Annotated in this window: 13 protein-coding genes; 3 read left to right on the forward strand and 10 right to left on the reverse strand. The window is 64.6% G+C overall.

The features are described 5' to 3' along the window. Nucleotides 1-16: 16 nt before the first annotated feature. The 10 genes from ASD94_RS12185 to ASD94_RS12230 all read right to left on the reverse strand — a co-directional run bounded on the left by ASD94_RS12185 (nt 17) and on the right by ASD94_RS12230 (nt 10,869). Entirely contained in the window at nt 17-1,189 is a 1,173-nt protein-coding gene (locus ASD94_RS12185) for an ABC transporter substrate-binding protein (protein ID WP_082576865.1), read from the reverse strand. 120 nt (nt 1,190-1,309) lie between these two features. After that, complete coding sequence (gene pncA / locus ASD94_RS12190) at nt 1,310-2,035, reverse strand: bifunctional nicotinamidase/pyrazinamidase (RefSeq protein ID WP_056643628.1); 726 nt, start codon at nt 2,033-2,035, stop codon at nt 1,310-1,312. A gap of 75 nt (nt 2,036-2,110) precedes the next feature. Further along, on the reverse strand, nt 2,111-2,854 hold the full coding sequence (locus tag ASD94_RS12195; protein WP_056643630.1) for an ABC transporter ATP-binding protein: 744 nt from the start codon (nt 2,852-2,854) through the stop codon (nt 2,111-2,113). Nucleotides 2,855-2,856: 2 nt separating this feature from the next. After that, nucleotides 2,857-3,642 carry an ABC transporter ATP-binding protein gene (locus tag ASD94_RS12200; protein ID WP_056643242.1) on the reverse strand — a complete coding sequence of 262 codons (786 nt, stop codon included), beginning with the start codon at nt 3,640-3,642 and terminating at the stop codon, nt 2,857-2,859. Beyond that, complete coding sequence (locus ASD94_RS12205) at nt 3,639-5,546, reverse strand: ABC transporter permease (RefSeq protein ID WP_056643245.1); 1,908 nt, start codon at nt 5,544-5,546, stop codon at nt 3,639-3,641. The genes ASD94_RS12200 and ASD94_RS12205 overlap by 4 nt, the downstream gene beginning before the upstream one ends. A gap of 176 nt (nt 5,547-5,722) precedes the next feature. Beyond that, nucleotides 5,723-6,934 (reverse strand): ABC transporter substrate-binding protein, encoded by a 1,212-nt coding sequence (locus tag ASD94_RS12210; RefSeq protein WP_056643249.1) that lies wholly within the window; start codon nt 6,932-6,934, stop codon nt 5,723-5,725. Nucleotides 6,935-7,014: 80 nt separating this feature from the next. Beyond that, a complete protein-coding gene (locus ASD94_RS12215) occupies nt 7,015-7,599 on the reverse strand; it encodes an amino acid synthesis family protein (protein ID WP_056643252.1) in 585 nt (194 codons plus the stop codon). Nucleotides 7,600-7,653: 54 nt separating this feature from the next. Beyond that, nucleotides 7,654-8,295: an amino acid synthesis family protein gene (locus ASD94_RS12220; protein ID WP_056643256.1), complete on the reverse strand. Its 642-nt coding sequence runs from the start codon at nt 8,293-8,295 to the stop codon at nt 7,654-7,656. Nucleotides 8,296-8,316: 21 nt separating this feature from the next. After that, nucleotides 8,317-9,237: a UPF0280 family protein gene (locus ASD94_RS12225; RefSeq protein ID WP_056643263.1), complete on the reverse strand. Its 921-nt coding sequence runs from the start codon at nt 9,235-9,237 to the stop codon at nt 8,317-8,319. Between the two features lie 12 nt (nt 9,238-9,249). Further along, on the reverse strand, nt 9,250-10,869 hold the full coding sequence (locus ASD94_RS12230; RefSeq protein WP_056643266.1) for a hypothetical protein: 1,620 nt from the start codon (nt 10,867-10,869) through the stop codon (nt 9,250-9,252). Nucleotides 10,870-11,268: 399 nt separating this feature from the next. Here ASD94_RS12230 and ASD94_RS12235 point away from each other — a divergent pair, with 399 nt between their 5' ends. The 3 genes from ASD94_RS12235 to ASD94_RS12245 all read left to right on the forward strand — a co-directional run bounded on the left by ASD94_RS12235 (nt 11,269) and on the right by ASD94_RS12245 (nt 14,075). Next, complete coding sequence (locus tag ASD94_RS12235; RefSeq protein ID WP_056643268.1) at nt 11,269-12,045, forward strand: ferredoxin--NADP reductase; 777 nt, start codon at nt 11,269-11,271, stop codon at nt 12,043-12,045. Nucleotides 12,046-12,096: 51 nt separating this feature from the next. Further along, on the forward strand, nt 12,097-12,819 hold the full coding sequence (locus ASD94_RS12240) for a TetR/AcrR family transcriptional regulator (RefSeq protein WP_056643272.1): 723 nt from the start codon (nt 12,097-12,099) through the stop codon (nt 12,817-12,819). Between the two features lie 68 nt (nt 12,820-12,887). Then, complete coding sequence (locus ASD94_RS12245; protein WP_056643274.1) at nt 12,888-14,075, forward strand: amidohydrolase family protein; 1,188 nt, start codon at nt 12,888-12,890, stop codon at nt 14,073-14,075. Nucleotides 14,076-14,140: the final 65 nt, after the last annotated feature.

Genomic DNA, 14,140 nt, shown 5'->3' on the forward strand with positions numbered 1-14,140 from the left:
GGTGGGTTGTTCTCAGTCAGCGTCGCAGCGACCCGCTGCGCGTGTACATCTCCAGGTCCACAAAGTTGGAGCCATTGTGGTTGTTAGGGCCATACACCAGCGGAAAGTCCCCGATTTTGGTAGTGCCCATGTCTTCCATGGCCTTGATGAAGCCTTCGCGCGTGAGCGCTTTGCCTGCGCGTTTGACACCTTCCACAAACACGCGTGCGACGATGTAGCCCTCCAGCATGGTGTAGCTGTCGATCTTCTCGCCCGCGTCCGCGCGGTCCTTGCGGTAGTCGGCCACGATGGCCAGACGGCTGGCCTGCGGCGAGGGCACGATGCTGGCCGTGACCAGCCCTTCGATGCCGCCGTTCAGGCGCTGGGCAGACCCCGGTGCGTCGGTGATGCCCACCGAGATGGTGTACAGCGGCGACGCGGCGCCCGCAGCCCGGTAGTCGCGCAAGAACACCTCCACCATCTTGCCCGCCATGATCATCACCACCGCGCCCGGCTGGGCCTTGGTGAGCTGCGCGACCTGGGGCTTGGCGTCGGTGGCGGCGATCTCCATGGGCACGGAATCCACCACCTTCACCTTCAGGCCCTGGGCGATCTGCAGGCAGGTGTCGAGGTTGGATTTGCCGAACGCGCTGTTCTGATAGATGACGGCGATGTTGTTGATGCCCAGCGTGGCCAGATGGCCCACGATCTTGCGCAGCTCGGTCTCGTAGCTGGCACGCACATGGAACAGGTAGCGGTTGTGCGTGGTACGGAACGACGTGGTGCCCACCAGCGGCGCGAACATGGGCACGCCCGCCTTTTCGGCCAGGGGCATGGCGGCGATGAGATTGCCGGTGGCCACGTAGCCGATCAGGGCAAAGACCTTGTCTTCGTCAATGAGCTTGGCGGTGTTTTCGGCCGTCTTCTTGGGCTCGTACGCATCGTCGTGCGACACCAGCTCCAGCGTGCGCCCCTGCACGCCGCCAGTCTTGTTCACCTTGTCAAATGCCAGCGCAATGCCGGCCTTGTAGTCCACCCCGAAATCCTTGGCCGGGCCGGTGAACACGGCCGACTGGCCTACCTTGATGCGGGTGTCTGTCACCCCGGTCTCGGCGGCTGCCGTGCCTGCGGCCCCCAGAGCAGCGGCGGCCAGTGTTGTCAGCACCGCACGGCGGTCGATGCCCCCCTCCTCCATCCCACGACATTTCATGAAACGCTCCTTACATCAAGTGCGCAAGTTTCCCTGCAAGCGGAGCGGCAGCGCAACCATTTCTGCGGGGTGTTGTGAATCCGTCAAACCCCGGCGCCGAAGCACCGGGGCAGTGCGCCATCAGGCGACTTCGATATCGCTGGACTGGATGCGTTTGACGCCCTTGGCCTTCATGTTTTTCCAGGCCGCATCGAGCGACCCGTTGAGGTCAATGGCGCGGGTGGCGTCTTCGACCACATAGGTTTCGAAGCCCAGGCGTTTGGCGTCGAGCGCCGTCCAGGCTACACAGAAGTCGGTGGCGAGGCCCGTGACAAACACGGTCTTGATGCCACGCTGCTTGAGGTAACCCGCCAGGCCAGTGGAGGTCTTGCGGTCGGCCTCTTCAAAGGCCGAGTAGCTGTCCACATGCTGGTGAAAGCCCTTGCGCAGGATCACCTGGGCCTTGGGCACCTGGAGGTCCTTGTGCAGGGCGGCGTCGTCGGTGCCCTGCACGCAATGATCGGGCCACAGCACCTGCTGGCCGTAACTGAGTTGGGTGGTTTCAAACGGCTTCTTGCCTGCATGGGTGCTGGCGAACGAGGCGTGACCCTGGGTATGCCAGTCCTGCGTGACCACCACGTTTTCAAACGCTGCGGCGATGCGGTTGATGACGGGCACCACCTCATCCCCCTTGGCCACGGGCAGCGTCCCGCCGGGGACAAAACAGTTCTGCACATCCACCACGATGAGCGCCGCTCGCTCACCGGGTTTGATCTTGCCTGCCGCCCAGCTGGCAGGGAGGCCGGCCCCGACTACGGTGAGCGCGGCCGATTGAAGAAGAAAGCGACGACGTTGCGCAGTTTGCATGGTGAACACTCCGGTTGGGAACGCACTGACACATCGGCCACGGCCCGGTAGGGCCAGGGCCGGGGAACTTCTGCTTCACACGCTGAGGTAGGCGCGCCGCACCTCTTCGTTGGCGGCCAGCTCTTCCATGCTGGCTTGGTAGCGGATCTGGCCCTTTTCGAGCACATAGGCGCGGTCGGACACCAGCTCGGCAAAGTGCATGTTCTGCTCGGACAGCAGGATGCTCACGCCCTGCTCCTTCAGCTCCAGGATCATGTGCGCCATCTGCTCCACGATGACAGGGGCCACACCTTCAGAGGGCTCGTCCAGCAGCACCAAGTAGGGGTTGCCCATGAGCGTGCGGGCCACCGTGAGCATCTGCTGCTCGCCACCGCTCATGCGGCCGCCGGGGCGCTGGGGCATCTCGCCCAGGTTGGGGAAGAGCTTGAACAGGCGCTCGGGCGTCCACACCGGGGCAGCCGTGCCGTCGGGCCAGGTGCGGGCGGGCTGGCGGCCCACTTCCAGGTTCTCCATCACCGTGAGGTCGGTGAACACGCGGCGGTCTTCGGGCACAAAGCCCAGGCCCAGGCGCGCGGCGTCGTGCGGGTCGGTTTTGGAGAGGTCGCGGCCCATGAACTGGATGCTGCCCTTGCGCTTGGCCAGCATGCCCATCAGCGTCTTGAGCGTGGTGGACTTGCCTGCGCCGTTGCGGCCCATCAGGGCCACGACTTCGCCACGGCGCACGTCCAGGTCCACGTCGTACAGGATTTGCGCGGCGCCGTACCAGGCCTGCAGGCCCTTGGCCTGGAGCAGCAGTTCTTTGGGGTTGTGGGTCGTCATGGTCATGCGGCCTCTACAGCAGCGGCTGCCGCTTTCTTCTCGAAGGTCTTACCAGTGCCGAAGTACACCTCCTGCACCTTGGGGTGGTCGCGCAGCTCCAGCGGCTTGCCCTCGGCAATCAAACGTCCGCGCGCCAGCACGATCATGCGGTCGGCATAGGCAAACACCACGTCCATGCTGTGCTCGGTGAAGAGCACGGCCATATGGCGGTCGATCACCAGTTGTTTGGTCAGCGCCATGAGTTCGTTGCGCTCCTTGGGCGCCATGCCGGCGGTGGGCTCGTCCATGAGCAGCAGCTTGGGCGAGTTGGCCATGGCAATCGCCAGCTCCACACGCTTCACATCGCCATAGGCCAGCACGCTGCAGGGCCGGTCGGCCTGCGACTTCATGCCCACCTGGTCCAGCAGCGCCAGGGCTTCGTCGCGTTTGTGGTCGGCAGCCCTGCGCCACATCGAGAACAGCAGACCGTCGTTGGAGATCAGTGCCATCTGCACGTTCTCCACCACCGTCAGCGATGCAAAGGTTTCGGCGATCTGGAAGGTGCGGCCCACTCCCATGCGCCAGATGTCGCGCGGCTTGCGGCCCACCAGCTCCTGACCGTTGAGCTGGATGGAGCCTGCATCGGCGGGCAGCTGGCCGTTGACCATGTTGAAGGTGGTGGACTTGCCGGCGCCATTGGGGCCGATGAGTGCCAGCAGCTCACCCGCAGCGAGTTCGAAGTGGATGCCATCCACCGCCTTCACGCCGCCGAACGATTTGCCCAAACCGGAGACTTTGAGGAGGCTCATGCCGTGCCCTCCTTGGTGTTCTTGGCGTTGCGCATGTTGTCAAAAATCTGCTTGATGGTGCCCGCGATGCCCTGCGGAAACAGCAGCACCAGGATGAGGATGATGGCGCCCAGCATGGCGCGCCAGTAGTCGGTGTTACGCGCCACGGTGTCGTGCAGCCAGGTGAAGGTGACCGCGCCCACCACGGGGCCCGCCAACGTCTGGATACCGCCCAGCAGCACCATCACCAACCCATCCACCGATTTGCCCACGGCCAGCGACTCTGGCGAAATACTGCCCTTGGAGAACGCATACAGCGCCCCTGCCAGCCCTGCCGCCGTGCCCGCCACCACAAACGCCACCCACTGCATGCGCTTGACGTCGATGCCGATGGCGTCGGCCCGCAGCACAGAGTCGCGCCCCGCGCGCAGCGCATAGCCAAACGGCGAGAACAGCACGCGACGCAGCCACCACACCCCTGCCCCCACCAGCACCAACGTGAGCCAGTAATACATGCGCTTGTCTGCCAGCCAGGCCGCAGGCCACACGCCTGTGAGGCCGTTGCTGCCCCCCGTGAAACTGTCCCACTGGTAGGTGATGGCCCAGGTGATCTGGGCGAAGGCCAGCGTCAGCATGGCGAGGTACACACCCGACAGCCGCACCGCAAACCAGCCATAGACAAACGCCCCGGCGGCGGCCACCAGCGGCGCCACCACCAGTGCGATCTCCATGGGTAGCCCGAGCGAGCGCACCAGCAGGGCCGCACCATAGGCGCCCAGCCCGAAGTAGGCGGCATGGCCGAAGGAGTGCATGCCCGCAGGCCCCATGATGAAGTGAAGGCTGGCCGCAAACAGCGCTGCGATGAGCAGGTCGATCAGCAGCACCGTGGTGTACGGCGACTGCGCGGTGAGCACCGGGGCTGCTGCCAGCAGCAGGCCCAGCACCGCGGCCGCCACCAGATAGGCCTTGCCAGGCCGACGCAGCGGCTCCTCCTGCATGCCCACATAGCGGCTGGGTGCCTGCGGCCGGCCGAACAGGCCCCACGGGCGCCAGACCAGCACCACCGCCATCACCAGAAAATCCACCACCAGGGTCAGCTTGGAAAATGAAACACTCAGGCCGAACACGTCGACCACACCCAGCCAGATGCAGATGGCCTTGATCTCGGAGATCAGCAGGGCCGCGGCGTACGCGCCCGGGATGGAGCCCATGCCCCCCACCACCACCACCACGAAGGCGGCACCGATGGTGTGCAGGTCCATCTCCAGCGTGGCGGGCTCGCGCGGCAGCTGCAGTGCGCCACCCAGCCCGGCCAGCATCGCGCCCAGCGCGAACACGGCCGTGAACAACCAGGCCTGGTTGACGCCCAGGGCGCTCACCATCTCGCGGTCTTGCGTGGCGGCACGCACCAGCGTACCAAACCGGGTGCGCGTGAGCAGCAGCCAGACGGCGCCCAGCACCAGCGGACCGACCACGATGAGGAACAGGTCATAGCTGGGGAACTGCCGCCCCAGCAAGCTGACGGAACCCGAAAGGCCCGGCGCGCGCGGGCCCAGCAGTTCGTCAGGGCCCCAAAGCCACAGCACGGCGTCCTTGATGACCAGCACCAGGGCAAACGTGGCCAGCAGCTGGAACAGCTCGGGCGCCTTGTAGATGCGGCGCAGCAGCACCACCTCGATCAGCGCTCCGAGCACGCCGACGATCAGCGCGGCCAGCGGCAGGGCCACCCAGAAGCCCAGGGCACCGCTCAGGCGCTCGACCAGCGAGTACGCGACGTAAATGCCCACCATGAAGAACGAGCCATGGGCAAAGTTCACGATGCGGGTCACGCCAAAGATCAGCGACAGACCCGCCGCCACGAGGAACAGCGACGACGCACTCGCCAGCCCGTTGATGAGCTGGACGATGAAACCCGAAAAACTCATGTTCGATACACCCTGTAGGGCCTGGTCACACTGTTTTTGCCAGCGCGAAGGCCATGAAAGAAGCCGGCCGTGCTCCAGCCAACACCAGCCAGCACCCGCAGAACCGGGCGGTGCCGGACTGCAGGTAGCGTCTGCAGGGACCGAGGCGCGGCAGGCGCCTCAGACCTCAGAGGGAATCAATCAGCGCTTCGCGACTTCTTCACGTCGGCTGCGGACGGCTGGTACTTGGCATCGGCGCCATCCAGGTAGACGTAATCCACCATCACGCCCTTGCCGCCTTCGTTCTTGGTGCGACCGACAAACGCGCCCATGGTGGCCTGGTGGTCTTCAGGACGGTAGGTGATCTTGCCGAACGGGGTGTCTACCTGCAGCCCCTTGAAGGCTGCGACCAGCTTGTCGGTGTCGGTGCTCTTGGCTTTGGCAATACCAGCCGCAGCCGACTTGATCATGCTGTAGCCCACCACCGAGCCCAGACGCGGGTAGTCCTTGAACTTGGCCTGGTACGCCTGCTCGAACGCCTTGTGTGCGGGGGTGCTGATGCCGTACCAGGGATAGCCGGTCACCAGCCAGCCGTTGGGAGCCTCGTCTTTCAAGGGGTCCATGTATTCGGGCTCGCCCGTCAACACGCTGACCACCTCAATGCCCTTGAAGAGGCCGCGCGTGTTGCCTTCGCGCACGAATTTCGACAGGTCCGCGCCAAACAGCACGTTGAAGACGGCGTCGGGCTTGGCATCCGACAGCGCTTGCACCACGCTGCCAGCATCCACCCGGCCCAGTGGCGTGGCTTGTTCGGCCACAAACTCCACGTCGGGCTGGGCGGCCTTGAGCAGTTGCTTGAACGCCGCCACCGCAGACTGCCCGTATTCGTAGTTGGGGTAGACCACAGCCCAGCGCTTTTTCTTCATCTTGGCGGCCTCGGGCACCAGCATGGCGGCCTGCATGTAGGTACCAGGACGCAGGCGGAAGGTGTACTGGTTGCCTCCTTGCCAGGTCATCTTGTCGGTCAGCGGCTCGCCAGCCAGGAAGAAAAACTTCTTCTGCTTGGCGAAGTCGGCCACCGCCAAGCCGGTGTTCGACAGGAAGGTGCCCGCCAGCACATCGACCTTCTCGCGCGACACCAGCTCTTCAGCCACGCGAACGGCGTCGCCGGGGTTGGCGTTGTCGTCGCGCGTAATCAGTTCGATCTTCTTGCCATTGACGCCGCCCGCAGCGTTGATCTCATCGACCGCCAGCTCCATGCCTTTCTTGTAGGGCTCCAGGAAAGCAGGTTGTGCCTTGTAGCTGTTGACCTCGCCAATCTTGATCACGCCTTGGGCAAAAACAGGGGCCAGGGTGAGGGCCAATGCAGCCGCAGCCGTGGCACGCATGAGGTTTCGTCGCATCGTCATGGGGAGACTCCTGAAGGATGGTTGGAGAGAGATCGAACGGGGGTAAGACAGGACAGGTGAGTGTTGTGCGCGCGCCGGACTCAGCGCAGGCCGTCAACGCCTTTTATTTCAGAGGCCGTGAGGCCACCGACACGTGGCAACGGCCGCCCGCTGTCCGTCACGACAACGGCCACCACGATTTCATTGGCCCGCGGGGCATCGGCCACACGGGCTTCCATGGCGTCGAAATGGCTGCGCACGTAGGCGGCGTCCTTGTGGCCCAGGGGAACGTCGATGGCCGTGCCCAGGCCTCCCATCTTCTTGCTGGATGGGACCAGAGCGGCGCCCTTCTCGACCGCCACACGCAGGGGTGCGCCCAGCTTGGGGTGCAGGATGGCAGCGGCATGTTCCAGCTCGCCCGCCTCGCCCACGATGGCGGCCTTGCCGTAGCTCTGGGCTTGGCTGGGTTCAATGCCCAGGGCCTGCACGCAGCGAGCGCCCAGAAGACCGCCCAGCTCCTCGCCGATGGCGATGAGTTCGTCGAGGTTTTCCACATAACGTCCGGCAAAGGGGTTCTCGATCACGGCCATGGCCAGCGCCTTGCGCACCGGGGGCTGAACGTCACGCCCCATTTCCACGCGGACTTCGTCGGTCTGGACGATGATCTTTCGAATCTTGGCTGGCATTTTTGGCTCCTTGGGGTCTTGTCTTGTTCGATGGTGTGCTTGTGGGCGTACCGCTCAGCGCAGGCCGTTCCACTGGCTGATGTCTGCCGCCTTGAGCCCACCGACACGGGCATGGATGCGCGGTCCCGTGGACATGGCAAGTATGAACACGATCTCATCGGCGGAGGGCGCGCCCGGAACACGCACTTCGATCGCGTCGAAATGGCTGCGCACATAACTGGCGTTGATATGGGTCAGCGGCACATCCAGCGCCGCGCCTGGGCCTCCCACTTTCTTGGTGGAGGGCACGATGGACAACGCGTTGGCGGGCTGCCCCGTCTTCTCTTCGGCTTGGCCCTTGGCGTAGGCGTTGCGGTCGCCCTTCCAGCCCAGCAGTTCGCGCATGGCGTAGCCACCGGGCACATGCCACAGCGCGCCATGCTCCAGCTCGCCGGCCGCGCCCACGATGGCACCCTTGCCATAGGTCTCGATGCGCTCGGCAGGCACCGCCATGGCCTTCAGGAGGCGCTGGGCCATGTCCAGCCCCACGTCCTGCAGCGCGTCCATCATGGGGAGGATGTCGGGCTCGTACCGGCCCGCAAACGGGTTGGTCAGCACCGCTCCGATGGCGCCGCGCAGCAGCGGCACGTCGGCCACCGGCCCGAATTCGTGCCGGATTTCCTCAAGATGGGTGAAAACGCGTCGTATCTGGATCATTCTGGAGACCTGTGCAATTCGTTAAGCAAATACTGAACCAACTTCCGATTCCATCACTACACCCCGCGGCAACGCCGCTCCCGTCAGGGCTTGGGGCACCGAGGTCGCCATAAACTGGCCCTGGCATGCCAGCAGTGCAAACCACAGCAGGCCGCTGGACTGCAATTCTTGCGCTTTTTGCAGCCCCTGGTGCAAGGCCCGGCTCACCAGCTCTTTGGGCAAGGCGGGGACATCCACGGTGACAGGGATGACACCCAGGTCACTGTCGTCCCGCACCTGGTATGCGGGCCTGCGCACAATCCGCACATCGGCCACATTCACCGCGTTCGCCACGATGGTTGCCGCCGCATCGGCCTGCGCCGCCGTGCGCGCCAGCACCGTCACGCTGTCCGCAATGCCGAGCGACTGGCTGCGCCCGCGCCAGCCACTGGTGGCCACACCGCGCACCGGCATGGCGCTGTCGATGCGGATCTGTCCATCCAGCACCAAACCGTTGCGCAACTGCGCAGCATTCAGTGCGGCGATGTCAGCGTACACCCCCACCGTGACCGACTGGCCCGGCGCCAGGTGCAGCGCAATGTCGCCGCCGTTGTTAACCCAGGCGCGGTCTATGCCCGGCTGTTCGTAGCAGGCCAGGATCTCCTGCGCCACCGCGCCCGCCACCGCCGCCATCGATGTGACGAAACCTGCGCGATAAGGGCTACAGGCGGCCCACATGCGGCGCGCCACCACGCCCTGCAACGCGCAACGCTCGCTCACCGGTGCCCGCAGGCCGGAGAGTTCGTTCACCAACTCCTGCAGCAGCCCTTCAAAGCGCTGCCAGGCGCGCTCGTGCGTCAGGGCCACGGCGTCGCGCGCCCCTTCGGCTTGGAGGACGAGGTCCATCGGGCCATGCTGGAAATGCCAGCGGCCGTCGGACAGGAGCTTGCGGCAGGCGTTCACGGTGCGACCCACTCAACCCAGTAGAGGCGGGCGACCCAGCGGCCACGGATTGGCAGCGGGCAAGGTTTGCCACACGCGCGCCTGCGGTGCACCGTCGTTGTGCCACGCGCCGCGCTCCAGCACGTCACGCAGGCTGCGGATCTGTTCGGTGTGCCCGCCCAGCGCTTCGTAGTCCGCGCGGCGCATGCTGAACTCGATGGGCGCCACGATGGCGGGCGTGGGCACGGTGCCAAAGCTGTTGTCGGGCATGCGCAGCACGTCGGCCATCACGGTGATACCGCCGCCCGGCCACACATAGGCCGGGGCACCGCCACAGGTCACATTGACCAGCGCGTTCTTGATGGAGCGCGTGAGCAGCACCGGGTTCTCGGTGACGCCTGCGCGCAGGCTGCCGCCTGCACCGCCGAGGAACAGCACGGACGCGAGCGAGGGCTCGCAGTTTTCGCCGATGCGGTCCACGATGCGGCGCACTTCGGCGGGCATCTCGGCCTCGACCGGATGGAGTTGCGCGTCCAGCACGTACCAGGAGGCATGCTCCCCGGTGGTGGAGGTCATCAACAGGCGCAGCCCCGGCCATGCCACGGATTCGTCCCAGCCCTCGATGATGGACAGCGGGTCGGCAATGTCGGTGCCGCCCCAGCCCGTGCCCGGGTTGGCCACCTGAAAGTAGCGGCCCGGCGTGGACTTGCGCCCGCGCATCTGGATGCCCGATGGCTTCATGTCCAGGCAGCGGCCCGCCTGGTGTTCGGTGAGCACGCCGGTGATGTGGTCATCCACCACCACCACTTCGTCCGCATGGCCAAAGAACTGGCGTGCAAAGATGCCAATGGCCGCAGAGCCGCAGCCCACGCGCATGCGCTGCTCGGCCACGCCATTGACGATGGGCGCACGCCCGGCCTGGATGATGAGCTGCGAGCCGCCATCGATGGTGAACTCCACCGCCTGCTTGTTGCCCAAGGCCTGCATCATCTCGGCGGTGATGCGGCCTTCTTTCTTGGTACCTCCCGTGAGGTGGTGCACACCACCCAGCGACAGCATCTGCGAGCCGTATTCGGCCGTGGTCACATGCCCCACCACCTCGCCCTTGCAGCGCACGTTGGCCTGTTCGGAGCCGAGGAAGCGGTCGGTGTCGATCTTCACCTTGAAGCTGCAGTAGCTGAAGATGCCCTCGGTGACCACGGTGACCATGTCCACGCCATCGGTTTGGGAGCCCACGATGAAGGGCGCAGGTTTGTAGTCAGGGTAGGTGGTGGACGATCCCACGCCTGTCACAAACACTTCTTCCGACAGCAATAGATCGCCGTTCCATGCGGGTTCAGGAGCCACTGCGGTCCCAGCATCTTCTGCAGCCTCGGCGCGGCCCGCAAACGGCACCAGCGTGGCCTCGCCGGATTCCAGCGTCTTGCGCAGCAACACCACCGGGTCCAGCCGCACCAGCACGCCCGCATGGTTGGCATAGCGGTCGCATGCACCGGCCCGGCCCTCGGAAATCTGGCACAGCACCGGGCACGCATTGCACTCGACCTTGGCAGCATTCATGCGGTCGTTGCGCGGTCGGGCGCGCTCCAGCACCTGCGGCAGATCTGGCGCATCCATGCCCGGCAGCCCATCGGTCTTGGTGTGTTCAGTCATCTTGACGGCCCATTCATTGCTCTTGTCGCAAGTGCTTGTATGCGCATTGCATTTTGTGTAGCATTCACTTAACTTAAATGTTGTGAACGCTACATTTGATGTCAATGTAGCGGAATCAATAAGACTCTGCAATGGTGTTTTCGCACCCCCAAAAACGGTGCATGAGGAGCCCCAAAATGACGCACGCAAAGACGAATGTCCGCATTTGGTGCCGACACCCAAACCAGGCTGTCCGGCGGCCTTCAACCACGCCGAGAAAGGTGTGTTTGCGAGATGCGGAACAATGGAGGGTTGCGAGCCACAAGCCATCCGGCCCGGAAACCTTGTTCTAAGGCGTTTCCAGGCCAGCACTTCAGCTGCTTTTTCGTATTTGCTTCCAACTTTTCCATCTAACGCACCATGAGCGCCTTTCTTGACGAACGCGTCCTGACGGTCCACCACTGGACCGACCGCCTTTTCTCCTTCACCACCACGCGCGACACCGCGCTGCGCTTTTCCAACGGGCATTTCACGATGATTGGCCTGCGCGGCGAGAACGGCAAACCCCTGCTGCGCGCCTACAGCATCGTGAGCCCCAACTACGAAGAGCACCTGGAGTTCCTGTCCATCAAGGTGCCCGACGGCCCGCTGACCTCGCGCCTGCAGCACATCAAGGTGGGCGACACCATCGTGGTGGGCAAGAAGCCCACGGGAACCCTGCTGATCGACTACCTGCTGCCTGCCAAACGCCTGTACATGCTCTCCACCGGCACGGGCGTGGCCCCGTTCCTGAGCCTGATCCGCGACCCCGAGACCTACGAGAAGTTCGAGGAAGTCATCCTGGTGCACGGTGTGCGCGAGGTGAAGGAACTGGCCTACCACGACTACATCACCCAGGAACTGCCGCAGCACGAGTTTCTGGGCGAGATGGTCACCAAGCAACTCAAGTACTACCCCACGGTGACGCGCGAGGAGTTCAAACACCAGGGCCGTGTGACCACCGTGATCGAAAACGGCCAGCTCGCCCGCGACCTGGGCCTGCCCGCACTCAACCCCGCCGAAGACCGCGTGATGATCTGCGGCAGCCCCGAGATGCTGCGCGACCTCAAGCACATGATGGAAGCGCGCGGTTTCAATGAGGGCAACACCACGAAGCCCGGTGACTTCGTGATCGAGCGCGCGTTCGCAGAGCAGTGATCCCCCGGCAGGCCCCTCCCCCGGGGCCCGCGTCATCCACCAGGACCCGCCATGTCTGCCACTCCCACCAAGACCCGGACCGCGTCCCCCCGCTCCGCATCAACCCGCAAGACGGGCGTGCGTGAACAGGCCGCACAGACCACGCGCGACAACATCCTGAAAGCGGCGACCAAGGTGTTCGCCCGCTACGGCTACGAAGGCGGCAGCGTGGAGAAGATCTCCAAGGCAGCCAAGTCCTTCGACCGGATGATCTATTACTACTTCGGCAGCAAGGAAGGCCTGTTCATCGAGGTGCTGGAAGAAACCTACCGGCGCATGAACGATGCGGAATCCAAACTGGATCTGGACACCGCCAAACCGGTCGAGGCACTGCAGGCCGTGATCCGCTTTGTGGTGGGCTACTACCGCAAGAACCCCGAGTTCATCACGCTGCTCAACACCGAGAACCTGCACAAGGGCAAGCACATCTCCAAGTCGATGCGCGCCCGCGAATACTCGTCGCCCGCCATCGAGGTGATCCGCCGCGTGCTCGAAAGCGGCCAGGCGCAGGGACTGTTCCGCAAAGACGTGTCGGCGCGCGACGTATACCTGCTGATCGCCGCCACGGGCTACTTCTACATGTCCAACAGGCACACGCTGTCGGCCTTTCTGGGCGAAGACCTGGAGACGCCCGATGCATTGGCGCACTGGGAATCCTTCGTCATCGACAGCGTGCTGCGCACCGTGGCGCCCGGCCCCAGCCTGCCCAAGGGCAAGGCAACAGCAACGGCCTGAATCGACAAGAGATTTTTCCCTGCGGAGCGCCGCATGGCGCCCCGCTCACCACCCCACGAGGAGAATCCATGGCAGAAGCAGCAGCCGGCGGCAAGTCAGGCAAGGTCGTCATCCAGAACATCGGTCTTTTGTTGTCGGGCGACCTGGACCGCCCCATCCTCGATGCCGACACCATCGTCGTCAACGACGGACTCATCGTGGCCGTGGGCCGCTACAAGGACTGCGACACCGACCACGCCAACACCGTGATTGACGCGCGCCAGACCTGCGTGGCGCCCGGCCTGATCGACAGCCACGTGCACCCGGTGTTTGGCGACTGGACGCCGCGCCAGAACCAGATCGGGTGGATCGACTCGACCATGAACGGCGGCGTGACCACCATGGTCTCGGCCGGCGAGGTACACCTGCCCGGCCGCCCCAAGGACATCGTGGGCCTCAAGGCGCTGGCCATCACGGCGCAGCGCTCGTTCGACAATTTCCGCCCCGGTGGTGTGAAGGTGATCGCCGGCGCCCCGGTTATCGAAAAAGGCATGACCGAGCAGGATTTCAAGGACCTGGCCGATGCCGGTGTGACCCTGCTGGGCGAAGTGGGCCTGGGCTCCGTCAAGGCGGGCTACGAAGCCCAGCAAATGGTGGCCTGGGCACGCAAGCACGGCATCCAGAGCACCATACACACGGGCGGCCCGTCCATCCCAGGCTCTGGCCTGATCGACAAGGACGTGGTGCTGGAGGCCGATGCCGACGTGATCGGCCACATCAACGGCGGCCACACCTCGCTGCCCTGGAAGCATGTGTGCGAGCTGTGCGAGAAGTCGTCCCGCGCGATCGAGCTGGTGCACAACGGCAACGAGAAGATCGCCATCCAGGCCGCCCGCGCGGCCATCGAACTCAAGTGCCCGCACCGCGTGATTCTGGGCACCGACGGCCCCGCCGGCTCGGGCGTGCAGCCGCTGGGCATGCTGCGCATGATTGCGCTGATCTCGAGCTTTGCCGACATCCCGGCCGAGCTGGTGTTCTGCTTTGCCACCGGCAACACGGCGCGCATCCGTAACCTGAACTGCGGCCTGATCGAGGTGGGCCGCGCAGCGGACTTTGTGTTCATGGACCGTGCCCAGCACACCGCCGGTGCCACGCTGCTGGAGAGCGTGCAGCTGGGCGACATCCCGGGCATTGGCATGGTGATGATCGATGGCCTGGTGCGCTGTGGACGCAGCCGCAACACGCCGCCTGCGACCGAGATTCCGGTGGTTCTCTAACCAGGCTCAGGCAAGAAAGACAAAAGCCCGCATCTGCGGGCTTTTGTCTTTCTGGAAGCAGTTGA

Source organism: Acidovorax sp. Root70, from assembly GCF_001428225.1.
Lineage (GTDB): Bacteria > Pseudomonadota > Gammaproteobacteria > Burkholderiales > Burkholderiaceae_C > Acidovorax.

Bases quoted from the DNA above. Each gene is read 5' to 3' on its own strand.
- ASD94_RS12195 (WP_056643630.1), bottom strand. From the start codon at position 2,854: ATGACGACCCACAACCCCAAAGAACTGCTGCTCCAGGCCAAGGGCCTG.
- ASD94_RS12205 (WP_056643245.1), bottom strand. From the start codon at position 5,546: ATGAGTTTTTCGGGTTTCATCGTCCAGCTCATCAACGGGCTGGCGAGT.
- ASD94_RS12230 (WP_056643266.1), bottom strand. From the start codon at position 10,869: ATGACTGAACACACCAAGACCGATGGGCTGCCGGGCATGGATGCGCCA.
- ASD94_RS12185 (WP_082576865.1), bottom strand. From the start codon at position 1,189: ATGAAATGTCGTGGGATGGAGGAGGGGGGCATCGACCGCCGTGCGGTG.
- ASD94_RS12210 (WP_056643249.1), bottom strand. From the start codon at position 6,934: ATGACGATGCGACGAAACCTCATGCGTGCCACGGCTGCGGCTGCATTG.
- ASD94_RS12235 (WP_056643268.1), top strand. From the start codon at position 11,269: ATGAGCGCCTTTCTTGACGAACGCGTCCTGACGGTCCACCACTGGACC.
- pncA (WP_056643628.1), bottom strand. From the start codon at position 2,035: ATGCAAACTGCGCAACGTCGTCGCTTTCTTCTTCAATCGGCCGCGCTC.
- ASD94_RS12220 (WP_056643256.1), bottom strand. From the start codon at position 8,295: ATGATCCAGATACGACGCGTTTTCACCCATCTTGAGGAAATCCGGCAC.
- ASD94_RS12245 (WP_056643274.1), top strand. From the start codon at position 12,888: ATGGCAGAAGCAGCAGCCGGCGGCAAGTCAGGCAAGGTCGTCATCCAG.
- ASD94_RS12240 (WP_056643272.1), top strand. From the start codon at position 12,097: ATGTCTGCCACTCCCACCAAGACCCGGACCGCGTCCCCCCGCTCCGCA.
- ASD94_RS12200 (WP_056643242.1), bottom strand. From the start codon at position 3,642: ATGAGCCTCCTCAAAGTCTCCGGTTTGGGCAAATCGTTCGGCGGCGTG.
- ASD94_RS12215 (WP_056643252.1), bottom strand. From the start codon at position 7,599: ATGCCAGCCAAGATTCGAAAGATCATCGTCCAGACCGACGAAGTCCGC.